This window comes from Rhodanobacter sp. Root561, assembly GCF_001427365.1.
In the GTDB taxonomy this organism is placed as follows: domain Bacteria; phylum Pseudomonadota; class Gammaproteobacteria; order Xanthomonadales; family Rhodanobacteraceae; genus Rhodanobacter.
The window spans coordinates 25,643-46,751 of record NZ_LMGH01000012.1; the positions used below are offsets into that span (position 1 = coordinate 25,643).

21 protein-coding genes are annotated in these 21,109 nt (G+C 66.2%); 10 read left to right on the forward strand and 11 right to left on the reverse strand.

Going from position 1 to position 21,109, the window contains the following annotated elements:
• Nucleotides 1-5: 5 nt before the first annotated feature.
• From ASD55_RS11050 to sdhC, 9 genes are all read right to left on the reverse strand, one after another.
• Entirely contained in the window at nucleotides 6-2,306 is a 2,301-nt protein-coding gene (locus tag ASD55_RS11050; protein WP_056766131.1) for a DNA internalization-related competence protein ComEC/Rec2, read from the reverse strand.
• Between the two features lie 92 nt (nucleotides 2,307-2,398).
• Nucleotides 2,399-3,097 carry a lipoprotein-releasing ABC transporter ATP-binding protein LolD gene (gene lolD / locus ASD55_RS11055; protein WP_056718297.1) on the reverse strand — a complete coding sequence of 233 codons (699 nt, stop codon included), beginning with the start codon at nucleotides 3,095-3,097 and terminating at the stop codon, nucleotides 2,399-2,401.
• Nucleotides 3,098-3,104: 7 nt separating this feature from the next.
• Entirely contained in the window at nucleotides 3,105-4,346 is a 1,242-nt protein-coding gene (locus ASD55_RS11060; protein WP_056766133.1) for a lipoprotein-releasing ABC transporter permease subunit, read from the reverse strand.
• Between the two features lie 98 nt (nucleotides 4,347-4,444).
• Nucleotides 4,445-4,882: a protein YgfX gene (locus ASD55_RS11065; protein WP_056766135.1), complete on the reverse strand. Its 438-nt coding sequence runs from the start codon at nucleotides 4,880-4,882 to the stop codon at nucleotides 4,445-4,447.
• Nucleotides 4,854-5,102, reverse strand: a complete 249-nt coding sequence (locus ASD55_RS11070; RefSeq protein WP_056766138.1) for a succinate dehydrogenase assembly factor 2 — start codon at nucleotides 5,100-5,102, stop codon at nucleotides 4,854-4,856. Before ASD55_RS11070 ends, ASD55_RS11065 begins: the two co-directional genes overlap by 29 nt.
• 102 nt (nucleotides 5,103-5,204) lie before the next feature.
• Nucleotides 5,205-5,987 carry a succinate dehydrogenase iron-sulfur subunit gene (locus ASD55_RS11075; RefSeq protein WP_056718293.1) on the reverse strand — a complete coding sequence of 261 codons (783 nt, stop codon included), beginning with the start codon at nucleotides 5,985-5,987 and terminating at the stop codon, nucleotides 5,205-5,207.
• Between the two features lie 96 nt (nucleotides 5,988-6,083).
• The gene (sdhA, locus tag ASD55_RS11080; protein ID WP_056718292.1) at nucleotides 6,084-7,871 is read right to left on the reverse strand and encodes a succinate dehydrogenase flavoprotein subunit; all 1,788 of its coding nucleotides are present in this window, start codon (nucleotides 7,869-7,871) and stop codon (nucleotides 6,084-6,086) included.
• Between the two features lie 19 nt (nucleotides 7,872-7,890).
• Nucleotides 7,891-8,295 carry a succinate dehydrogenase, hydrophobic membrane anchor protein gene (gene sdhD, locus ASD55_RS11085; RefSeq protein WP_040673274.1) on the reverse strand — a complete coding sequence of 135 codons (405 nt, stop codon included), beginning with the start codon at nucleotides 8,293-8,295 and terminating at the stop codon, nucleotides 7,891-7,893.
• A complete protein-coding gene (gene sdhC / locus ASD55_RS11090) occupies nucleotides 8,292-8,687 on the reverse strand; it encodes a succinate dehydrogenase, cytochrome b556 subunit (RefSeq protein ID WP_056766140.1) in 396 nt (131 codons plus the stop codon). Before sdhC ends, sdhD begins: the two co-directional genes overlap by 4 nt.
• A gap of 373 nt (nucleotides 8,688-9,060) precedes the next feature.
• On the opposite strand from sdhC, the gene ASD55_RS11095 reads away from it, so the two are divergent.
• Both ASD55_RS11095 and ASD55_RS11100 read left to right on the forward strand, forming a co-directional pair.
• A complete protein-coding gene (locus tag ASD55_RS11095) occupies nucleotides 9,061-9,873 on the forward strand; it encodes a folate-binding protein YgfZ (protein ID WP_056766144.1) in 813 nt (270 codons plus the stop codon).
• Between the two features lie 473 nt (nucleotides 9,874-10,346).
• Complete coding sequence (locus ASD55_RS11100; RefSeq protein WP_056718289.1) at nucleotides 10,347-10,781, forward strand: cell wall hydrolase; 435 nt, start codon at nucleotides 10,347-10,349, stop codon at nucleotides 10,779-10,781.
• 120 nt (nucleotides 10,782-10,901) lie between these two features.
• Here the strand turns inward: ASD55_RS11100 and ASD55_RS11105 are convergent, their stop codons facing one another.
• Nucleotides 10,902-11,399 carry a glycine zipper 2TM domain-containing protein gene (locus ASD55_RS11105; protein WP_056718288.1) on the reverse strand — a complete coding sequence of 166 codons (498 nt, stop codon included), beginning with the start codon at nucleotides 11,397-11,399 and terminating at the stop codon, nucleotides 10,902-10,904.
• 35 nt (nucleotides 11,400-11,434) lie between these two features.
• A complete protein-coding gene (locus ASD55_RS11110) occupies nucleotides 11,435-12,022 on the reverse strand; it encodes a glycine zipper 2TM domain-containing protein (RefSeq protein ID WP_056766146.1) in 588 nt (195 codons plus the stop codon).
• Nucleotides 12,023-12,192: 170 nt separating this feature from the next.
• Between ASD55_RS11110 and ASD55_RS11115 the strand changes: the two genes are divergently transcribed.
• The 8 genes from ASD55_RS11115 (at nucleotide 12,193) to ASD55_RS11150 (ending at nucleotide 21,046) form a co-directional block, all read left to right on the forward strand.
• On the forward strand, nucleotides 12,193-12,960 hold the full coding sequence (locus ASD55_RS11115; RefSeq protein ID WP_056766148.1) for a TatD family hydrolase: 768 nt from the start codon (nucleotides 12,193-12,195) through the stop codon (nucleotides 12,958-12,960).
• A gap of 66 nt (nucleotides 12,961-13,026) precedes the next feature.
• Entirely contained in the window at nucleotides 13,027-13,551 is a 525-nt protein-coding gene (locus ASD55_RS11120; RefSeq protein ID WP_056718285.1) for a MarR family transcriptional regulator, read from the forward strand.
• A gap of 11 nt (nucleotides 13,552-13,562) precedes the next feature.
• Complete coding sequence (locus ASD55_RS11125; RefSeq protein ID WP_056766150.1) at nucleotides 13,563-15,041, forward strand: efflux transporter outer membrane subunit; 1,479 nt, start codon at nucleotides 13,563-13,565, stop codon at nucleotides 15,039-15,041.
• The gene (locus tag ASD55_RS11130; protein ID WP_056714640.1) at nucleotides 15,028-16,224 is read left to right on the forward strand and encodes an HlyD family efflux transporter periplasmic adaptor subunit; all 1,197 of its coding nucleotides are present in this window, start codon (nucleotides 15,028-15,030) and stop codon (nucleotides 16,222-16,224) included. Before ASD55_RS11125 ends, ASD55_RS11130 begins: the two co-directional genes overlap by 14 nt.
• Before the next feature lie 14 nt (nucleotides 16,225-16,238).
• Complete coding sequence (locus ASD55_RS11135; protein ID WP_056714642.1) at nucleotides 16,239-17,792, forward strand: DHA2 family efflux MFS transporter permease subunit; 1,554 nt, start codon at nucleotides 16,239-16,241, stop codon at nucleotides 17,790-17,792.
• Nucleotides 17,793-17,880: 88 nt separating this feature from the next.
• Entirely contained in the window at nucleotides 17,881-18,378 is a 498-nt protein-coding gene (gene phaR / locus ASD55_RS11140; RefSeq protein ID WP_007808062.1) for a polyhydroxyalkanoate synthesis repressor PhaR, read from the forward strand.
• A 125-nt stretch (nucleotides 18,379-18,503) separates the two neighbouring features.
• Nucleotides 18,504-19,265, forward strand: coding sequence for an acetoacetyl-CoA reductase (gene phbB, locus ASD55_RS11145; protein WP_056766153.1), 762 nt, complete (start codon nucleotides 18,504-18,506; stop codon nucleotides 19,263-19,265).
• Nucleotides 19,266-19,495: 230 nt separating this feature from the next.
• Entirely contained in the window at nucleotides 19,496-21,046 is a 1,551-nt protein-coding gene (locus ASD55_RS11150) for a M4 family metallopeptidase (protein WP_056766155.1), read from the forward strand.
• The last annotated feature ends 63 nt before the right edge of the window (nucleotides 21,047-21,109 follow it).

Sequence of the window (21,109 nt, forward strand, 5' to 3'; positions counted from 1 at the left end):
ATTCCTCACTCGCGCCAGTAACGCGGCTGCCGCTGGCGCCAACCCGCTTCGCGCCGTGGCGGGGCATCGACCGGGAAATCCAGCGCGATGGCGCCCTGCACCGCGGTATTGAACACCGGCACCCCGGCTGCCGCGTAGCGCGCCAGCACTTCGGGCTTCGGATGACCGAAGCGGTTGCGCCATCCGGCCGACACGATCGCCACCGACGGCTGCACCGCGGCGATGAAGCCCGCGCCAGACGAGGTCTTGCTGCCATGGTGCGGCACCAGCAGCACGACAGGCGGCCCCGTTCCGAGACTCGCCGCCACCGAGGGCTCCACCGCGGAACTGATGTCGCCGCTGAGCAGCAGCCGGCCGGAACCGTTCTCCACCAGCAGCACGCAGGAACTGTCGTTGTCGCGGTCAGTCGCACCCGCCGGAGGATTCAGCACGCGGAAGCGCACGCCATTCCAGGTCCACGCCTGGCCGGCCACGCACCGGCGCATCGGCAGGCGCATCCGCGCCGGTTCGCCTGCGTAGCGCGGCGTATCTGGAAACGCCTCGGCAACGACCCGGGCGCCGCCGGCGTGGTCGTTGTCGCCGTGACTGATCATCAGCAGGTCGAGCCGGCCCACGCCCAGCGCATGCAACGCGGGGAGCACCACCGCTTCGCCGAGGTCGAAGCCCGACGGATAGCGTGCGCCGGCGTCGTAGACCAGCACGTGGTCGTGCGTGCGCAGCAACACCGACAGGCCCTGTCCCACGTCGAGCACCCACGCCTGGAACGCGCCTTCCGGCGGCGTGGACAGCGGTGGCCGCAGCAAGGGCAGGAACAGCAGCAGGCCCAGCCAGCGCAGCGGCATCCCCCGCGGCATGAACAGCCACAGCGCGCCCAGCACCGCGAGCAGCAGCGCCCAGGGCTGTACGGTGGGCAGATACCAGTGCGCACCCGGCCAGGTCGCCATCTGCTCCAGCAACCACCATTGCGCGTGGGCCATCCGCGCGGCCAGCCACAACACCGGCCCGACCAGCGGCGGGCACAGGCCCAGCATCAGCATGCCGCCCAGCGCGCACGGCACGATCACGAAGCTGACCAGCGGCACCGCGATCAGGTTCGACAAGGCGCCGACCAGCGAGGCCTGGCCGAAGAACCAAATCGTCAGCGGCAGCAGGGCCACCGTCATCACCAGCTGCCCGGCAGTCAGCTCGTGCAGGAAAGCGCGCAGGCCGCGCCCGCGCGATTGCAGGCACAGCATCAGGAAGCCCACGCCGACAAAGGACAGCCAGAATCCCGCCGCGAGCACCGCCAGCGGGTCGAACAGCAGGATCGCGATCATCGCCAGCGCCAGCGACTGGGCTCCGCCGCTGCCGCGCCGGCCGCAACGCGCCAGCGTCACCACGGCGATCATCAGCAGAGTGCGCACCGTCGGCAGGCCGAAGCCGGCCAGCGCGCTGTAGATCGTCGCCACCAGCAAGGCCGCGGCCGCCTGGGCCAGCGGCCGCGGCAGACGCAAACCCAGCCCCGGCCACAACGCATACGACAGCCATGCCAGCCCCACGCCGAACACCGCGGCCACGCCGACATGGAAGCCGGAAATCGCGATCAGGTGCGAGACCCCGTTGGCGCGCGCCACCGCCCAGTCCTGCGGCTGCAGGCCGCGGGTGTCGCCCACGGTGAATGCCTGCAGCAAGGCGGCATCGTGGTGGTCGCCGACGCGTGCGGCGATGCCGCGGGCGACCGCATCGCGGATCGCGTTGACGCACCAGCGTCGCCCGCCGAGCGAGCGGTTGTCCGGGTCGTCCCGCACGTAGCCGGTGGCGACGATGCCGCGCTCCAGCGCGGAACGTTCGCTGTCGGCCGCCCCGGGGTCCAGCAGGCCGCGAGGCCGCTTCAGTCGCAGCAGCAGATGCCAGCGCGAACATGGCTGCAGCGGTGGTGCATCCTGGTACCAGGACACGCTGATCCGCCCATGCAGCGCGACGGGCCTTCCATCGAGGCTGGCCTGCTCCACGCGCAGGCTGAAACGACTGGCATCGGGATGGCTCAGCGGCAAATCGGCGATGCTGCCGACCACGACCAGGTCGACCCTTTCCAGCGCGCGCGGCAGCCGCGCATCCATTGCCGCCGCACCATGCCACGCCGCCCACGCCGCGCCGAACAGCAGGCAGGCCAGCCAGCGCCAGCGTGGCCAGCGCCAGGCGAGCAGGACGATCACCGGCACCAGACACGGCAGCCACCCGCGCGGCGGCAGTCGCGGCAACCATTGCACCAGCAGGACCCCGAGCAGCAGGGCCAGCGCCGCGGTGATCGCCGTCAGTCGCCCCATGCCGCGCGCCCCGTTCCATCCTGGAAGAAGCCGAGACTAGCGCGGCGGAAGCGGCGGCGCAGATGAAATGCGTGTAGGTTTTCGCCGGGACGTCAGTCCCGTGGAGCTTCCTGCAGCCTGCCGTTGTGCAGCACCAGGGTGCGATCCATCTTCGCGGCCAGATGCGGATCGTGGGTGACCAGCACGAAGCTGGTGCCGATCTCCCGATTGAGCTCCAGCATCAATTCGTAAACTTGCGCCGCATTGGCCTCGTCGAGGTTGCCGGTGGGTTCGTCGCCCAGCACGCAGGCCGGCCGGGTCACCAGCGCCCGGGCCACGGCGCAGCGCTGGCGCTCGCCGCCAGACAACTCGGACGGCTTGTGATGCGTGCGTCCGCCGAGGCCGACCCGCTCCAGCAGCACCATCGCCTGTTTTTCCGCTTCGGCGATCGCGGTGCCGCGGATCAGCAGCGGCATGCACACGTTCTCCAGCGCGGTGAACTCCGGCAGCAGGTGGTGGAACTGGTAGATGAAACCCAGCGAACGATTGCGCACGCGGCCGCGCTCGGCGTCGGACAGTTTCGACAGCACGCGGCCGTCCACCTCCACCTCGCCAGCGGTCAGCGTGTCGAGCCCGCCGATGATGTGCAGCAGCGTGCTCTTGCCCGAGCCGGAGGCGCCGACGATCGCCATGGTCTGCCCGCGCTTCAGGCTGAAGCTGACGTCGCTCAGCACGTCGGTGCGCAGCCCGCCTTCGGCATAGGTCTTGGCCACGCCGGTGGCGCGCAGCACGTTTTCGGTCTTCTCGGTCATGACGGTCTTATTCATAGCGCAGCGCCTGCGCCGGCTGCGTGCGCGAGGCGCGCCACGCGGGATAGAGGGTGGCCAGCAGCGAGAACGCGAAGGTCAGCAGAGCGGTCCAGCCCACGTCGTGCCAGTCGAGCCGGCTCGGCACCTCGCTGATGTAGTAGACGTCCGGCGACAGGAAGGTGACGTGGAAGGTGTGCTCGATCCACTTGATGATGCCGGGCAGCTTCCACGACAGCAGCGAACCGAAGCCCACGCCGAAGCCGATGCCCACGAAACCCACCAGCACGCCCTGCACCATGAACATGCCCATGATGCTGCGCGGCGTGGCGCCCAGCGTGCGCAGGATCGCGATGTCGGCCTGCTTGTCGGTGACCAGCATCATCAGCATCGAGATCAGGTTGATCACCGCCACCAGGATGATCAGCGACAGGATGATGAACATCACCATCTTTTCCATCGACAGCGCGGCGAACAGGTTCGCGTTGGTATCCATCCAGGTCTGCACCCGGTAGACCTGGCCCAGCTGGTTGGCCAGTTCGGTGGCCACCGGGCGCGCATTGAACAAGTCGTCCAGGCGCAGGCGGATGCCGGTCGGGCCGCTCAGTTCGCCGAGCTTCTCCGCATCGCTCATATTGATCAGCGCCAGGCCGGAGTCGAACTGCTCCATGCCGACCTCGAACGTGCCGACCACGTGGAACGCGCGCATGCGCGGCATGCTGCCCATCGGCGTGGCGCGCAACTGGTTCACCGCCATGGTCACCCGATCGCCCACGCCCACGCCCAGCGTCATCGCCAGTTCGCGTCCCAACACGATGTTCCAACTGCCCGGAGTCAGCTCACTGAGCTTGCCTTCCAGCATGTGCTTGCCGATGTCGACGACCTTCGGCTCCTGCGCCGGCTCAATGCCGCGCACCAGCGCCGGGCCGGAACGGCGGGCCAGCAGCATCGCCTCGGTCTCCACGTAGGGGGCCGCGCCCAGCACATGCGGGTTGGCCTCGGCGATCTGCAGCGCGCGCGGCCATTCCTGCACGCTCTCGCCCACGCCGGAAACCGTGGCGTGCGAGATCGCGCCGAGGATGCGCGAGCGCATCTGGTAGTCGAAGCCGTTCATCACCGACATCACCGTGATCAGCGCGATCACGCTGATCGCGATGCACACGATCGACACGGTGGAGATGAAGGAGATGAACTGGTTGCGCCGCTTGGCGCGGGTGTAGCGCAGGCCGATGAAAAGTTCGAGCGGTCGGAACATGGGCGGGTCGCTTGTGGGGAGTCGCAGGGCGGGCCGCCCGGTCATCCATTATCAGGTATTCGCTCGGACCCTGCCGCGCGGCGGAAGTTGCGGTTCAGTCACAGGCGGGGCAAGGCGTCGGCAGCCTGGATCGTGGCCAGCCGCATGCGCAGCCTTCGACGGGTGTCTGCATTGCTGTTGTCCGTGGCGATCAGCAGCATCTGCGTCCCGTGCGCGTCAGTGCGCAGGCGCAGCAGGATCATTTCGCCAAGCACACGGAACGAACTCAGCGTGGCCGGCACGTCTTCGTGATCGTGCAGGCGCAAGGTCCACGCCTGGTCGGCACTCCAGCCCGCCGCCACCACGGGACCGCTGGCCAGGCGTCGCAGCACGAGAGCCGTCGACAGCAACACGATCGCCGCCAGCAACAGCTTCGACCACCACGGAATCATGCACAGCAGCGTGGCCAGCAGCGCGGCCCCGGCGACCAGGATCAGCGCCGCCCGCAGCAGCCGCGAAGGTCGGTATTCAAAGCCGATGGCGGGCGCGGATGTCATCGATGATCGCCTGCCAGTCCGCGCGCTCGGGGCGGGCTTGGCCCATCACCCAGTCCCACAGGTCAGGGTCCTGCACGTCGAGCAGCTGGTCGAACGCCTGCCGCTGCGCTTCGTCCGCACCGGCGAAGCACTCGTCCAGCCAGCCGCCGAACAGCGCGTCCAGCTCGCGCGTGCCGCGGCGGGCGCGCCAGCGCAGGCGCTTGATGCGGGCTTCATCCATCACGGGGCTCGGTCGTATCCATGAATGCGCAGTGTAACCGTTGCGCTAGAACGCGACAGGCCGCACGCGGCGGCCTGTCGTCGTGAATGACGCGCGGCGCGATCAGGCTGAACGCCGCTCCACCATCAACTTCTTGATCTCGGCAATCGCCTTGGCCGGATTGAGACCCTTGGGGCACGTCCGCGTGCAGTTCATGATGGTGTGGCAGCGGTACAGCTTGAACGGGTCTTCAAGGTCGTCCAGGCGCTCGCCGGTGACTTCGTCGCGACTGTCGACGATCCAGCGGTACGCCTGCAGCAGGATCGCCGGACCGAGGTACTTGTCGCCGTTCCACCAGTAGCTCGGGCAGCTGGTCGAGCAGCAGGCGCACAGGATGCATTCGTACAGGCCGTCGAGCTTCTTGCGCTCTTCCGGCGACTGCAGGCGCTCGCGATCCGGCGCCGGGCTCTGCGTGCGCAGCCACGGCTTGATCGAGGCGAACTGGGCGTAGAAGTGGGTCAGGTCCGGGATCAGGTCCTTCACCACCGGCATGTGCGGCAGCGGGTAGATCTTCACGTCGCCCGCATCGCATTCGCCGATCGCCTTGGTGCAGGCCAGCGTGTTGGTGCCGTCGATGTTCATCGCGCACGAACCGCAGATGCCTTCGCGACAGGAGCGACGCAGGGTCAGCGTGGGATCGATCTCGTTCTTGATCTTCAGCAGCGCGTCCAGAACCATCGGACCGCAGGCGGCCAGGTCGACCTCATAGGTATCGATGCGCGGGTTCTGCCCGTCATCCGGCGACCAGCGATAGATACGGAAAGTGCGCGGCTTCTTCGCATCCTTGGCCGGGTAATGCTTGCCCGGCTGGATCTTCGAATTCTTCGGTAGCGAAAACTCTGCCATGTGCTGAACCCTTCGACTTTCTGCAGGAGGGCTTGCGCCCCGACCGTACAACCAATGATGTCCATGCCACGAGGCGGCCGCAGCCGCCTGGCGGCATCAGTAAACGCGTTTCGCCGGCGGCACGGCTTTGACCTCGTCGGTCATCGGATTCATGTGCACGGGGCGGGAATCGAACCGCGGCTTGCCCGTCTCGTCGACCCACGCCAGGGTGTGCTTCATCCAGTTGACGTCGTCGCGCTCGGGGAAGTCCTCGCGCGCATGGCCACCGCGGCTTTCCTCGCGCTGCGCGGCGCCGTACATCGTGGCGACCGCCTGATCCAGCAGGTTGGCCAGCTCCAGCGTCTCGATCAGGTCGGAGTTCCACACCAGCGAACGATCGCTGACGCGCACGTCCTTGAACGAGTCGCGCACGGCGGAGATCTTTTCGCAGCCTTCCTTCAGCGTCTTGCCGGTGCGGAACACCGCCGCATCGCTCTGCATGGTGCGCTGCATCTCCAGACGGATCTGCGCGGTCGGCTTGCTGCCGTTCGCGTTGCGCAGGCCGTCGAAACGCTCCAGCGCCTTGTCCAGCACGTTAGCCGGAAGATCCTTGTGCGCGGTTTCCGGCTTGATCAGCTCGGCGCAGCGATGTGCCACGGCGCGACCGAACACCACCAGGTCGAGCAGCGAATTGGAGCCCAGACGGTTCGCGCCATGCACCGACACGCAGGCCGCTTCGCCGATCGCGAACAGGCCCGGCACCACCGCGTCGACATCGTCGCCGCGCTTCTGCACGACTTCGCCGTGATAGTTGGTCGGGATGCCGCCCATGTTGTAGTGCACGGTCGGGATGACCGGGATCGGCTCCTTGGTCACGTCGACGCCGGCGAAGATGCGCGCCGATTCGGCAATGCCCGGCAGCCGCTCGTGGATCACCTCGGGACCGAGGTGCATCAGGTTGATGAAGATGTGGTCCTTGTGCTCGCCGACGCCGCGACCCTCGCGGATCTCCAACGTCATCGCGCGGCTGACCACGTCGCGTGAGGCCAGGTCCTTCGCGCTGGGCGCATAGCGCTCCATGAAGCGCTCGCCCTCGGAGTTGGTGAGGTAACCGCCTTCGCCACGCACGCCTTCGGTGATCAGGCAGCCGGCGCCGTAGATGCCGGTGGGATGGAACTGCACGAACTCCATGTCCTGCAGGGCGAGGCCCGCGCGCAGCACCATGCCGCCGCCGTCGCCGGTGCAGGTATGAGCCGAAGTGGCGCTGAAGTAGGCGCGACCATAACCGCCGGTGGCCATCACCACGGCATGGCCGCGGAAGAAATGCAGGGTGCCCTCGTTCATGTCGAGCGCGAGCACGCCGCGGCAGACGCCTTCCGCGTCGAAGATCAGGTCGATCGCGAAGTATTCGATGAAGAACGTGGCGTCATGCGCCAGCGCCTGCTGGTACAGCGTGTGCAGGATCGCGTGGCCGGTGCGGTCGGCCGCGGCGCAGGTGCGCTGCGCGGTGCCCTTGCCGTAATGCGTGGTCATGCCGCCGAACGGGCGCTGGTAGATCTTGCCCTCGTCGGTGCGCGAGAACGGCACGCCGTAGTGTTCCAGCTCGATGATCGAGGGGATCGCCTCGCGGCACATGTACTCGATCGCGTCCTGGTCACCGAGCCAGTCGGAACCCTTGACGGTGTCGTAGAAATGGAAGCGCCAGTCGTCCTCGCCCATGTTGCCCAGCGCGGCGGAGATGCCGCCCTGCGCGGCCACGGTGTGCGAGCGGGTCGGGAAGACCTTGGTGATGCAGGCGGCCTTGAGCCCCTTCTCGGCCAGGCCGAAGGTGGCGCGCAGACCCGCGCCGCCGGCGCCGACCACGATCACGTCATACAGGTGCTGCTGGATCTTGTAGCTTTCCATGAAACCTTTTCCTCGCGTCTTATGGGGTCAGCGCAATGCGCAGCACGGCCAGCACGCCAGCCAGCGCGCCCAGCACCGCGAGGAACCTGATCGCCACCATCAGGACCACTTCCTTCCAGCGGGTATGCACGTAATCCTCGATCACCACCTGCAGACCGAGCACGGCATGCCAGAACATGGTGAGCACGAAAGCGATCAGCAGCAGTGCATTCCACGGCTTGGCCACGGTGGCGCGGGCGGTGGCGTAATCGGCGTGCAGCAGGCACAGCACGGTGACCACGAACCACAGGCCCAGCAGCACCAGCGCCACCGCGGTAACCCGCTGGGTCCACCAGTGCTCCACGCCGGACTGGGCGGAACCCAGGCCGCGAGCCGTCTTCAACGGGTTGCGCCGATCCTTCACGGCGACATCCTTCGCACTCATGCCGCACCCCCGGCCATCAACACGTAAGCCCACACCACGACCGTCAGCACGATGCTGCCGATGACCGACAGCCAGCTGGAACGCACGAACTGGGGAATCGAATAACCGAGGCCGGCGTCCTGCAGCAGGTGCCGGATGCCGTTGCAAAGATGATAGAAAAGCGACCAGCTCCAGCCCAGCATCAGGATCATGCCGACCGGACTGCCCAGCACACCCCTGAAGTGGTTGAAGCCTTCCTCACCAGTGGCCAGGTGCATCAGGCCGCAGACGACGAGCAGGCTGCCGACGGCCAGCGCGATGCCGGTGGCGCGGTGCGTGATGGAGGTCATCATCTGCACCTGCTTCTTGTAGATCTGCAGGTGCGGTGAGAGCGGTCGTTGCGTATCTGCCATGGCGGCTATCCTGTGTGGAATCGCTGATGTCCATGCCGCCTCTGTCCTGCCCCTTGCACGACGGCGACGAGCGCCGGCGCGAACGTTCAGAAGTCGATGCAGCGTCCGTTCTTTTCCCAGTCACCATAACGCGTGGGATCGGGAACCGCGCGCTCCGTGGAATCCTTTTCCGATGGCTTGCCCGCAGGCACGGCAGTCGTTTCCGCAGGAACGGAAGCAGGATGGGATTCGGCGGGAGTCGTGGTATTGGACATGGTTTTTGTAAGCCGACAAAGGTTAATACTTGCGGCAGTGCAGTACAACCATGCAGGCTCGTGCCATGGCGTCCGCGCCCTTGTGTCTGCAGCCCTCCGTCCCCAACTCCGCCATTCCCATGAACCTGCCCCTGCCCGCCGAAACATTGTTGCTCGAAGGTGCCGACGCGCCTGCATTCGCGCACGCCCAGTTCAGCAGCGCCGTGAAATCGCTGACGGTCGATCGATGGCAATTCAGCGCCTGGCTCGATCCACGAGGACGCGTGCTGACGCTCTTTCATCTGGCGCGTCTCGCCGATGATCGCTACCTGCTGCTGTTGCGTGGCGGCAGCGCCGCGGTGATGGCCGAGGCGCTGCGCCGTTTCGTGTTCCGTTCGAAAGTGCGCATCACCGCATTGCCACCGCGGCATCTCGCCAGCGGACCTGCGCTGGCGCAGGGATCGCTGGTGACCGGACCGACCGGCGATGACGACGGCGATGTTTCGTTCGGTTGCGACTCGCACAGCCTGCGCATCACCAGCGTCGGCGACGACGCCTGGCGATTGCCGCAATTGCGCGACGGCTGGCCGTGGTTGCCGGAATCGTGCCTGGGCGAACTGTTGCCGCCGGCAATCTCGCTGCAACGCCTGCAGGCCGTGGTGGTCGACAAGGGTTGCTATCCCGGCCAGGAAATCGTGGCGCGCCTGCATTTTCGTGGCGGCCACAAGCGACACCTGCATCGCGTCACATTGTCGCAAGCTGCAGATGCGGGCGACGTGCTGCGAAAGGAAGAGCGCGACATCGGGCGCGTGCTTGACGTGATTGCAACCGACAGGACGTTCGAGGCACTCGCGATATTGAATGACGAACTTGTCGCCGAAGCGAATGACGTGAACACGCTGATTCTCGACGACGATGTCGCAATGACCCTGCTTTCTTCGTGGCCGTCGTGAACACAATAGTTCGTGATAACAACGAGATTCGCGATGGCACTTGTCAACCCATCGTGAGTGCCGGTTAAACTTCGGCACCCCGGCACTTGCCAGCGGCGATTTCCGCCACTAGGCTCCGCCGATCGAATATCGCGGCACCCGTAACACGGGGTGTCGATTGACGCGACGAACCGGATGAATTCCGAATCGGCGCGACCCGGCAGCCACATCGCCGGATGGAACAACGCCTCGCAGCCAACGAGTGCGTACAAGTCGCAGGCAATACGGCCCATAGCGCCGCGCAACGCCCGACCGAAACCAGTCCCCCGAACGGCCTGACCGTCGTTCGACCGCCACAATCCCGTGGCAAAGCGCCATGGCCACAAGTTTCGGCCATGACGACAGATCCAGGTGGAACGGCCTGCCCGCCCGTCCACCGCAACGGCACGTGAAGCTGCTTCTGCTTCGCGCGTACAGCACGCTGGAGGCAGAACATGAAACTTTCCATGCTGTTGTGGCTGACCACGTTGATGCCACAACCCGTCGCCGATCAGGCCTGTCTGGCCACCACGGTGTATCTCGAAGCACGCAGCGAGCCGATCAATGGCCAGCTGGCGGTCGCTGAAGTGGCATTGCGCCGTCGCGATCGCGGTCGCTGGGGCGACACCGTCTGCAAGGTGGTGACGGCACCGCACCAGTTCGCCACGACGACCACGCCCGGTTCGTTCGAGATCACCAACCTCGAAGCGTTCAACAAGGCATGGCAGATCGCTGGCATGTCGCTGCACAACTGGCAGTTGCCCGTGGCAGAACGTCGCATGGTGGTCCCGCGCGCCGATCACTTCGCCACCACCGCCATCTCGCCCGCGTGGTCGCACAACCGCCCCAGCGTGACGATCGGCGAACACGCCTTCTACGCGGTGAATTGAACCGTAAAGTGCATTTGCGGTCATCCATGAACGCACCAAGCGACAAGAAAAAAGGCCCTCTTTCGAGGGCCTTTTTATTTGGACGTCCAGACGTCCAAATATCAAACTACGCGATATGCATCAGCGCGCGTAGACGTGGTCGCCACGCACCTCGACATAGTCACCATTGCGAACGCCGGGGTTCTCGCGCTGGGTGACCGTGGCGTACTGGCCATTGTCCAGTCGAACCACGACGCGCCAGGCGACATCGCTGCCACTGTTACGCTTGCCTACCTGGTTGCCGACCACGCCACCAGCGACCGCGCCGGCAACGGTGGCAGCCTTGCGACCGTCACCCTTGCCCACCTGGTTGCCCAGCACGCCACCGGCAACCGCACCGATGATCGCTCCCAGCGTGCCGCCGTTGCCGCTGCTGCCATCCGTATAGACCTGCTGCACTTCCTGCACCACGCCGCAAGACTGGCAACGGACGTTGCGGTTGCCGTAGCTGCCTTGCTGCGACTGGTAGCCGCCGTTATAGCCGCCGTTGTTGCCGTAGGGCGTCGTGGCGCAGCCGGCCAGGGCCAGCCCGCCGGTCATTGCCGCAACGAGTGCCAACTTGCTGGTGAGTGCATTCATGGGTCAGTTCCTTGTTACGGGGAGGGAGAGGGGTTTCAGTGGGCGTCCGACACGGCGGTGACACCTTCCTGCACCTGCACGCGGTCGCCCGGATCGTGATCCATGCGCACGGTACGGGTCACGCCGTTGTACTCGTAGCGCACGTCGTAGCCGACAATCTTGGTGGTGCTGTTGTTCACGGTTTCGCACTTGCGCTCGACCGTCGAGGTCACCTGCCCATGCTGCTTGCTGGCCTGGATGCGGTTGCCGGCATAACCGCCACCGACGGCACCGGCCACGGTTGCCAGGGTCTTGCCCTTGCCGCCGCCCACCTGGTTGCCGACCAGCCCGCCCACCACCGCGCCGATCGCGGTGCCGGCAATGCGATGCTCATCCTTCGGGGGAGCGGTGTGCGTTACGGTTTCGTCGTGACAGACCTGCTTGGGGTTGTTCACCGTGGAGCGCACCGGATCGACGCTGACGACCTTGGCATACTTCACGGCGGCGCCGCCGGCATCCGTGCTGCCGGCGTCGGCCGTACCGTTGGAGACGCCCGCGTCGGCGTTGCGATTGCAGGCGGAAATGCCGGTCGCCAGTACCGCAGCGATCGCGATATTGAGCACGTTGATCGTCAATCTGTTCATAACAACCTCTCCTCTGTTTTGTTTTGTGGCTGGCTGCATTGCCGGGTGCGAGCGCAATAACATGCGAGTTCATTGAACCTTGCTCCAACTGAATCGGAGTTAGCTCGGTCCGGCTACATTATCTTCACGCCATCACGACATTTCTCTCGGCCACGACACGAAAATCGACCATGCGCAAGATCGCCGACAGCCACGTGCATCTCAATGACTCCGCTTTCCGGGACGACGGCGACCAAGTGATTGCACGGGCACTCAAGGCTGGCGTGGACACCATGGTCGTGCCGTCCGTGGATGCCGCCAGCTGGCCGGTCATCGGCGAGCTTTGCGGTCGTCATCCTGCATTGCACCCGGCGTGGGGTCTCCACCCGGTATTCCTGTCGAATCATGTTCCCGCGAATGTGCAGGCGCTGTCTTCGCTGCTGAACGACAGCAGACCGGTGGCGGTCGGCGAGATCGGGCTGGACTTCCATCGCGAGGACCTGGACGCGGACATGCAGCGCGAGTACTTCCTGCGCCAGCTGGAACTGGCACGCGAACACGAACTCCCGGTGATCGTGCACGCCCGCAACGCGCTGGAGGAAGTCATCCTCACCCTGCGGCGCCAGGGCGGGTTGCGTGGCGTGGTGCACAGCTTTTCCGGCAGCGAGCAGCAGGCCCGCCAACTGTGGGACATGGGTTTTCACCTGGGCATCGGCGGCCCGGTGACCTACGAACGCGCGCAGCGATTGCGCCGCATCGTGGCGGGCATGCCGCTCGAATTCCTGCTGCTGGAAAGCGACGCGCCGGACCAGCCGGATGCCTTCCACCGCGGTGAGCGCAACGAGCCGGCCCGGGTGGTCGAGGTCTTGCGCTGCGTGGCCAGCCTGCGCGGGGAATCGGAACAGCATGTCGCCGACCTGACACGCGCCAACACCCGGCGCCTGTTCGGCATCCACTGACGGATACTTGCAGGCGTAGGCCACCTGCTGATATTTTACTTCACTGGTGAAATATGAATCAGTGAAATGGCGCAACTGAAGCAGTGCATCGCGATGATGGACGAGGGCATCGGGCGAGTGAGCGGGATCATTCCGCAAATGCCTGCGGCCGAGGCACGCCTGTGCCGCCTGATGCTGATGCTTGGGCAGGACATCGAGGAGGAACTCGAGTCCGAGCTGAAGCCGAACAGGCTCAATCACAGCGAATTTCTCACCCTGATGATCCTGTACAGCCGCCCCGACGGGATTTCCACGCCCGGCGAGCTGTGCGATTACACCAACCAGGGCGCGACCAACATGACCCGCATCGGCAACGCGCTGGTCAAGCGCGGCCTGATCAGCCGCGGCGCCGGCGCCAGCGACCGGCGCAAGGTGGTTATCCGCATCACCGCGGCAGGCCGGCGGCTGGTGCAGAAAATGCTGCCGCCGATGTTCCCCCGCCTTGCCAACATGTTCGCCGGCTTCAGCGCCACCGACAAACGTCAACTTGACCGTCTGCTGCGCAAACTGGCCGGCAACCTCGACCAACTGGGCGAAAGCCGCCACCCATGAAGGAAACCCCGATGAAGCATGCCCCGCATTGCGGTCGCACCGTGCTTGTCGCCGCCATCGTGCTGATGCTGGCAGGCTGTGCCCGCGCCCCGGCCAAGCTGGACACGCCCGCGCTGCGCGACGAGGCGCCCCTGGCCGGCCTGCAGACGGCCGTTCGCCCCGGCTGGCCCAGCGCCGAATGGTGGCGGCAGTACAACGATCCGCAACTGGACGACCTGATGGGCCGCGCGATGCAGCAGTCGCCGGACCTGGCGCTGGCACGCAGCCGCGTGGAGAACGCCGAACAGTCGGCGAAGCTCGCGGCGGCCCAACTCGGCCTGTCGGTCAACGGCAGCGCGCAGGTGTCGCGCACGCGGATGAGCGACCACGGCCTGATTCCCAGCAAGTTCCTGGGCTTCAGCTGGTACAACCAGGCCGATCTCGGCGTGCAGCTGGAATACGATTTCGACTGGTGGGGCAAGAAGCGCGCCACCATGGAAGCCGCGCTGGACCAGGCGCGCGCCGCCCAGGCCCAGCGCAGCGCCGCGGCTCTGGCGATCCAGTACGCCGTGGCAGACACTTACTTTGGCTGGCAGGCCGACCAGGCGCGGCTGCAACTGGCCGACCGCCTGCTGGCCACGCAACAGCAGTTCGCCCACATCGCCGATCTGCGCGTGAAACAGGGCGTGGACCTGCCCGACGAGGCGCAGAAGGCCCGTGCGCAGTTGGCGGCGGTGCGCGAGATGCGGGTGGCACTGGACGGCTCGGCGAAGATCCGCCGCGCGGCGCTGGCTTCCCTGCTCGGCGTGGCGCCGGCCGAGCTGCCGGAGCTGCACGCCAGCCCGCTGCCCGTGATCAGCGGCGGCGTACCGGCGGATGCCAGCCTGGACCTGCTGGCCCGTCGCCCCGACATCGCGGCCAGCCGCTGGCAGGTCGAGGCGGCACTGAAGCAGACCGATGCCACCCGTGCCCAGTTCTTTCCCGACTTCAGCATCAAGGCGCTGGCCGGCCTGTCCAGCATCGACATGGGCAAGTTGCTCACCGCGGGCAGTCGCACCTTCGCGGTGACGCCCGCACTGCACCTGCCGATCTTCAACGGCGGCACGCTCGAGGCCAACTACGGCGTCAGCAAGGCCCAGCTCGATGCCGCCGTCGCCCAGTACGACAGCGCGGTGCTGACCGCCGCCCGCGAGGTGGCCACCCAGTCGCTGAGCGCCGAACAGGTCGCGGCCCGCCTGCGCGAACAACAGGCCCAGCTGGATGCCGACAAGGTCCTGCTGGCCAATGCGCAGGCGCGTGCCCGCCAGGGCGTGCGCGACCTGCGTGAAAGCCTTGGCGCCAAGGCGACCCTGCTGCAACAGCGCGATGCCGCCACCCAGTTGCAGGCACAGGCGCTGAGCACGGATCTCGCCCTGATCAAGGCGCTCGGCGGCGGTTATCGCAGCGCCGACGATGCCACCTTCCCTTCCTCTTCTGTCAATGCCGGAGCTTCCGACCATGAGCGCCACTGAATCCGAAACTGTCGACAGCAATGACAGCGGCATGGCCGCGAAGAATCCGGCCAAGCGCCGGCGCGCCCTGCTGATCGTCGCCGCGGTGTTCATCCTTGCCGGGGTGATCTGGTTCCTGCTGTGGCTGTTCGTGTTTTCCACTCGCGTGAAGACCGACAACGCCTACGTCGGCGGCAACCAGGTGGCGATTTCCGCCCAGGTGCCCGGCACCGTGGTGGCCATCCTCGCTGACGACACGCAGCGCGTGGAAGCTGGCCAGGTGCTGGTGAAACTGGACGCGACCGACGCCGAGACCCGACTTGAACAGGCCCGCAGCGCGCTGGCCCAGGCCGTGCGCGGCGTGCGCCAGCAGACCAGTTCGGCCACCGGTGCCGACGCCCAGGTCGTCACGGCCAGGCTCGCGTTGAAGAAGGCCCAGGCCGACCTGCAGCGCCGCCTGCCGCTGATCGCTGCCCAGGCCGAATCGCCAGAGATCGTGCAACATCTGCGCGATGGCGTGGCGCAGGCGCAGGCTGCGCTGGAAGCGGCCGAAGCCCAGGCTGCCGCCGCGCACGCGGCCACCGAAGGCACTGATGTGGCGCAGAACCCGTCCGTACTGCAGGCGCGCGCGAATTTCCGCGCGGCATGGGTCGCCGCGCAGCGCAACGCGATCTACGCGCCAGTCTCCGGTTACGTGGCCCAGCGCAGCGTGCAGCTGGGCAACAGCGTGGCCGCCGGACAGCAGCTGATGACCGTGGTGCCGCTGCATGACCTATGGGTGGATGCGAACTTCAAGGAGAGCCAGCTGCGCCACATCCGCATCGGCCAGCCAGTGAAGATCGTCTCCGATGTCTACGGCGACGATGCCGAATACCACGGCAAGGTGATCGGCCTGGGCGCCGGTACCGGCAGCGTGTTCTCGCTGCTGCCCGCGCAGAACGCCACCGGCAACTGGATCAAGGTGGTGCAGCGCGTGCCGGTGCGCATTTCGCTGGACAACAAGGAGCTGGACAAGCACCCGCTACGGATCGGCCTGTCCACCGAAACCACCATCGACATCACCCATGACAAGGGCAACGTGCTGGCGACCGCGCCGGCAACGCAGCCGGTGGCGCAAACCGACGTGTACGAGCAGATGGCCAGCAAGGCGGACGCGCAAGCCACGCAGATCATCCGCGCCAACCTCCCCCACGCCGCCCACTGAGCCGGACCCCGCCGATGGCCGCCACCCCGAACGACGCCACGCCGTTGAAGCCGCTGCAGGGCGGCGCGCTGGTCCTGCTGACCATCGCTGTCGCCTTCAGCACCTTCATGGAGGTGCTGGACATGACGATCGTCAACGTCTCGGTACCACATATCGCCGGCAGCCTCGGCGTCAGTCCCAGCGAAGGCACCTGGACGATCAGCTCGTACGCGCTGGCCAGCGCGATCATGCAGCCACTCACCGGCTGGCTGGCCCGCCGTTTCGGCGAGGTGCGTACCTTTATCGCTTCGGTGGGGTTGTTCGTGCTGTTCTCGATGCTGTGCGGCATGGCCACCAGCATGCCGATGCTGGTGATCTGTCGCCTGCTGCAGGGCGCCGGTTCCGGCCCGATGGTGGCGCTGTCGCTGGCCTTGCTGCTGTCCAGCTATCCCAAGGCGAAACAGGGCATCGCGCTGGCGCTGTGGGCGATGACCGTGGTGGTGGCGCCGATCTTCGGACCGATCCTGGGCGGCTGGCTCACCGACAACCTGTCATGGCCGTGGATCTTCTACATCAACGTGCCGGTCGGCGCGCTGGCCGCGATCATCACCTGGGCGCTGCTGCGCAAGCGCGAGACGAAGACCTTCAAGGCGCCGATCGACGTGATCGGGCTGACCCTGCTGGTGGTCGGCGTGGGCGCGCTGCAATTCATGCTGGACAACGGCAACGACAACGACTGGTTTTCCTCGCCGATGATCCTGACCCTGGGCATCGTCGCGCTGGTCTGCCTGACCTTCCTGATCGTGTGGGAACTGTTCGCCAAGCACCCGGTGATCGACCTGTCGCTGTTCAAGTCGCGCAACTTCACCGTGGCGGTCATCGCGCTGTCGCTGGGCATGATGGCGTTCTTCGGCATCAACGTGGTGTTCCCGCTGTGGCTGCAGATCACCCTGGGCTACACCGCCACTTGGGCCGGCCTGGCCAGCGCGCCGGTGGGCGTGCTGGCGTTCGTGATGGCACCGATCATCGGCGCCAACATCCAGCGGCTGGAACTGCGCGCGGTGGTCACGTTTGCCTTCATCGTGTTCGCGGTCACCTCGTTCTGGTTCGCCGGCTTCGACAGCTCGGCGTCGTTCAGCACCCTGGTGCTGCCGCGCTTCGTGATGGGTATCGGCATCGCCTGTTTCTTCATTCCGCTCAACCAGATGTATCTGTCCGGCCTGCCCGCGGATCAGGTGGCCAGCGCCTCGGGACTGGCCAACTTCTGCCGCACGCTGGGTTCGAGCATTTCCACCGCCGCCACCGTGACGCTGTGGCAGCACCGCGGCGAATATCACCATGCGGTGCAGACCGAGCACGTCAACGCGGCCGCGCCGGCGGCGACACACTTCCTGCAGCAACTCCAGCATGGCGGCTTTTCTTCCACCCAGAGCCTGGGCATCGTCGACCAGTTGATCACCCGCGAGGCACTGACCCTGGCAGTGAACGACGTGTACATCGTCTGCGGCGTGATGTTCCTGGCGCTGATTCCACTGATCTGGTTCGCCCGGCCACCGTTCGGCAATACCGGTGGCGCCGTCGGACACTGAGCCGCCGAAAATGCTGCAGCCTTGCACTGCAGCATGAATGGAGCGGTGCGACTGGTGCGACGCAATATCTTCTGCTAGCTTGTGACGCATGGCACAAACCAAGCGCACCATCAAGAAGTACCCGAACCGGCGTCTTTACGACACGGAAATCTCCAGCTACATCACGCTGGAGGAAGTCCGCCAGCTGGTGCTGGACAACGAGGATTTCGAGGTCCGCGACGCCAAGAGCGGCGAGGACCTGACCCGTTCGGTCCTGCTGCAGATCATCTCCGAGCACGAGGACAAGGGGCAGCCGATGCTGTCGCCGCAGTTGCTCAGCCAGATCATCCGCTTCTACGGCGATTCGCTGCAAGGCTTCATGGGGCCTTACCTGGAGCGCAGCCTGCAGGTGTTCCTCGACCAGCAGACGCAGTTCCGCAGCCAGCTCAACAGCCTGATGGGCCAGACTCCCTGGAACACGCTGAACGACCTGACCGAGCGCAACATGGCCGCGTTCCAGGCGATGCAGCGCGGGCTGATGGACACCGCCGCCCAGGTCATGCCGACGCCGCCCGGCGGCGCCCGCGGCGGCAAGAAGTCCGGCTGATCCGGACCCGATCGACGGCGCGCATCGACGCGCCGTCCGTTTGTCACCCCCTGCCTTTTCCGGTCCGGCCGTTGCAGCACGGCATGTGCTGCCCCGCGGCATGATCCTCCCATGGACGCACTGCGATGAGCCCAGCCACCCTTCCCCAACGCGTTGCACTTGTCACCGGCGGCATCGGCGGCTTGGGCACGGAAATCTGTCGCCAGCTGGCCGGCGCGGGACGTCGGGTGATCGCGCTGGACCTGGCCTCGCGCGAAGAGCGTGTGGCCGCGTTCCACGACGAAGTGGCCGCGTTCGATGGAGCGATCAGCTTCGCGCCGGTTGACGTCAGCGACTTCGACGACTGCCGCGCGGTGATCGAACGCATCGAGCAGCAGCACGGCAGCGTCGACATCGTGGTCAACGCCGCCGGCATCACCCGCGATGCCAGCCTGCGCAAGATGACCGCGCAGCAATGGCACGAGCTGATGCACGTGAACCTCGACGGCGTATTCAACCTGTGCCGTCACGTGGTCGACGGCATGACCGCCCGCGGCTTCGGCCGCATCGTCAACATCAGCTCGGTCAACGGCCAGACCGGGCAGTTCGGCCAGACCAACTACTCCGCCGCCAAGGCCGGCGTGCACGGCTTCACCATGGCGCTGGCACGCGAGACCGCACGCAAGGGCGTCACCGTCAACACCGTTTCGCCGGGCTATTGCGACACGCCGATGGTGGCCGCGGTATCCGAAGAGATCCGCGCACAGATCATTGCAGGTATTCCGGTCGGCCGGCTCGGTTCGCCCGCCGACATCGCCCGTGCCGTGGCCTTCCTCGCCGCCGACGAAGCCGGCTACATCACCGGCGCCAACCTGCCCGTCAACGGCGGGTATTTCATGAGCTTCTGAAGGCGGCTTGCCGGGGAGCTCATCCGATCGGCCCTCCACACCGGCTTCACAAACGGCATCACGCTGTGAAATGTTCTTATTGACCGGTAGCCGCAAACGACCGTAGCGTCCAGCGATCCGGCCGCCGATCTGTTCGGGGGGACTTCCTGCGGCCGGACCGCAAGACGCGCCATGACCGGAAGAGCCGGCCGAGTGCGTCTGTCCAGTCACGCTTTGGGAGGGGAACACTGATGATGCACAAACCACTTGTCGTTGCGTTGTTGGGAGCCATCGGCCTGGCAGCCATGTCCGACGCCGGGGCCGCCACGCACACCCGCGTCCAGGCCCAGTCCATGGGAATGATCGCACCCGCCGCGCTCGCCAACCGCATCGGCCTGGACGCCGACGCCGCGCTGTCACCGCGCCGCCAGGCACGCACCGCCCACGGCACCCTGAAAACCCGTGAACAACAGACCTTCCGCGGCGTGCCGGTATACGGTCGCAACGTCGTGGTGGAACACGACCACAACGGCAACGTCCTCGGTATCAGCGGCGAAGTTTCCCGCGGCCTCGATCACGACATTGCCTCGGTCGCGCCGGTCCTCAGCGGTGCCCGCGCCGTTGCCCTCCTGCGTTCACATGCCGGCCTGCTGCCCTTCGGCATTGGCGTCAACGGCGTGCGGGAAAGCGACATCCAGAATGCGAAAAGCGACCTGTACGTCTACGCCGAGGGCAATCGCGCCCGCCTCGCCTACCTCACTTCGTTCTTCGTCGATCGCAACGGTACGCCGACGCGCCCGATGGCGATCATCGACGCCAACACCGGGGAAGTGATCGAATCCTGGGAAGGCCTCACCACCAAGGGCAAGCCCGGCGGTGGCGGCGGTGTCACCGGCACGCCGGCGCTCGCGACCGGCGCCGGCGGCAACCAGAAGACTGGCCAGTACTTTTACGGTACCGACTACGCTGCGCTCGCGGTCACCCAGTCCGGTTCCACCTGCTATATGCAGAACCCGGACGTGAAGACCAACAACATGGCCAGCAGCACTCGCCGTGGCACGCTGTGGAGCTTCATCTGCCCGAACAGCAGCGGCGATGCCGTGAACGGCGCCTACTCGCCGATCAACGACGCGCACCACTTCGGCAGCGTCGTGCACGACATGTACAACGACTGGCTGGGCGCACCGCCGCTGAACTTCCAGCTGGTGATGAACGTGCACTACGGTCGCAACTACGAGAACGCGTTCTGGAACGGCTCGTCGATGAACTTCGGCGACGGCGCCAGCTACTTCTACCCACTGACCTCGCTGGACGTGACCAGCCACGAGATCAGCCACGGCTTCACCGAACAGAACTCCAACCTGCAGTATTCCGGCCAGTCCGGCGGCATGAACGAGGCGTTCTCGGACATGGCGGGCGAAGCGGCCGAGTACTTCGACCGCGGCAGCAACGACTGGCTGGTCGGCGCCGAGATCATCAAGAACGGCACCGCGCTGCGCTGGATGTGCACGCCCACGCTGGACGGCGACTCGATCGGCAACGCGGCGGACTACTACAGCGGCCTGGACGTGCACTATTCCAGTGGCGTCTACAACAAGGCGTTCTGCACGCTGGCCAAGTCGTCCAACTGGAACACGAAGAAGGCCTTCGAGGTCTTCGCGCGTGCCAACGAGATGTACTGGACGGCCACTTCCACGTTCAAATCGGGCGCCTGTGGCGTGGAAAGCGCCGCGGACGACTACGGCTACCCGCGTAGTGACGTGGTGGCGGCGTTCAACGCGGTCGGCGTGACCTGCCAGTAAGCCATCGGCAAACGCATGACCGGAAAGGGCCGGCCCGCCAGGGTCGGCCCTTTTTCTGTGCCC

Excerpts from the sequence above, each read along its gene's own strand:
- ASD55_RS11095 (WP_056766144.1), top strand. The coding sequence starts at position 9,061 with ATGAACCTGCCCCTGCCCGCCGAAACATTGTTGCTCGAAGGTGCCGAC.
- ASD55_RS11050 (WP_056766131.1), bottom strand. The coding sequence starts at position 2,306 with ATGGGGCGACTGACGGCGATCACCGCGGCGCTGGCCCTGCTGCTCGGG.
- sdhA (WP_056718292.1), bottom strand. The coding sequence starts at position 7,871 with ATGGAAAGCTACAAGATCCAGCAGCACCTGTATGACGTGATCGTGGTC.
- ASD55_RS11135 (WP_056714642.1), top strand. The coding sequence starts at position 16,239 with ATGGCCGCCACCCCGAACGACGCCACGCCGTTGAAGCCGCTGCAGGGC.
- sdhD (WP_040673274.1), bottom strand. The coding sequence starts at position 8,295 with ATGAGTGCGAAGGATGTCGCCGTGAAGGATCGGCGCAACCCGTTGAAG.
- ASD55_RS11115 (WP_056766148.1), top strand. The coding sequence starts at position 12,193 with ATGCGCAAGATCGCCGACAGCCACGTGCATCTCAATGACTCCGCTTTC.
- ASD55_RS11100 (WP_056718289.1), top strand. The coding sequence starts at position 10,347 with ATGAAACTTTCCATGCTGTTGTGGCTGACCACGTTGATGCCACAACCC.
- ASD55_RS11130 (WP_056714640.1), top strand. The coding sequence starts at position 15,028 with ATGAGCGCCACTGAATCCGAAACTGTCGACAGCAATGACAGCGGCATG.
- ASD55_RS11075 (WP_056718293.1), bottom strand. The coding sequence starts at position 5,987 with ATGGCAGAGTTTTCGCTACCGAAGAATTCGAAGATCCAGCCGGGCAAG.
- phbB (WP_056766153.1), top strand. The coding sequence starts at position 18,504 with ATGAGCCCAGCCACCCTTCCCCAACGCGTTGCACTTGTCACCGGCGGC.
- ASD55_RS11150 (WP_056766155.1), top strand. The coding sequence starts at position 19,496 with ATGATGCACAAACCACTTGTCGTTGCGTTGTTGGGAGCCATCGGCCTG.
- ASD55_RS11065 (WP_056766135.1), bottom strand. The coding sequence starts at position 4,882 with ATGACATCCGCGCCCGCCATCGGCTTTGAATACCGACCTTCGCGGCTG.
- ASD55_RS11060 (WP_056766133.1), bottom strand. The coding sequence starts at position 4,346 with ATGTTCCGACCGCTCGAACTTTTCATCGGCCTGCGCTACACCCGCGCC.
- ASD55_RS11125 (WP_056766150.1), top strand. The coding sequence starts at position 13,563 with ATGAAGCATGCCCCGCATTGCGGTCGCACCGTGCTTGTCGCCGCCATC.
- sdhC (WP_056766140.1), bottom strand. The coding sequence starts at position 8,687 with ATGGCAGATACGCAACGACCGCTCTCACCGCACCTGCAGATCTACAAG.
- ASD55_RS11105 (WP_056718288.1), bottom strand. The coding sequence starts at position 11,399 with ATGAATGCACTCACCAGCAAGTTGGCACTCGTTGCGGCAATGACCGGC.
- ASD55_RS11110 (WP_056766146.1), bottom strand. The coding sequence starts at position 12,022 with ATGAACAGATTGACGATCAACGTGCTCAATATCGCGATCGCTGCGGTA.
- lolD (WP_056718297.1), bottom strand. The coding sequence starts at position 3,097 with ATGACCGAGAAGACCGAAAACGTGCTGCGCGCCACCGGCGTGGCCAAG.
- ASD55_RS11070 (WP_056766138.1), bottom strand. The coding sequence starts at position 5,102 with ATGGATGAAGCCCGCATCAAGCGCCTGCGCTGGCGCGCCCGCCGCGGC.
- phaR (WP_007808062.1), top strand. The coding sequence starts at position 17,881 with ATGGCACAAACCAAGCGCACCATCAAGAAGTACCCGAACCGGCGTCTT.
- ASD55_RS11120 (WP_056718285.1), top strand. The coding sequence starts at position 13,027 with ATGGCGCAACTGAAGCAGTGCATCGCGATGATGGACGAGGGCATCGGG.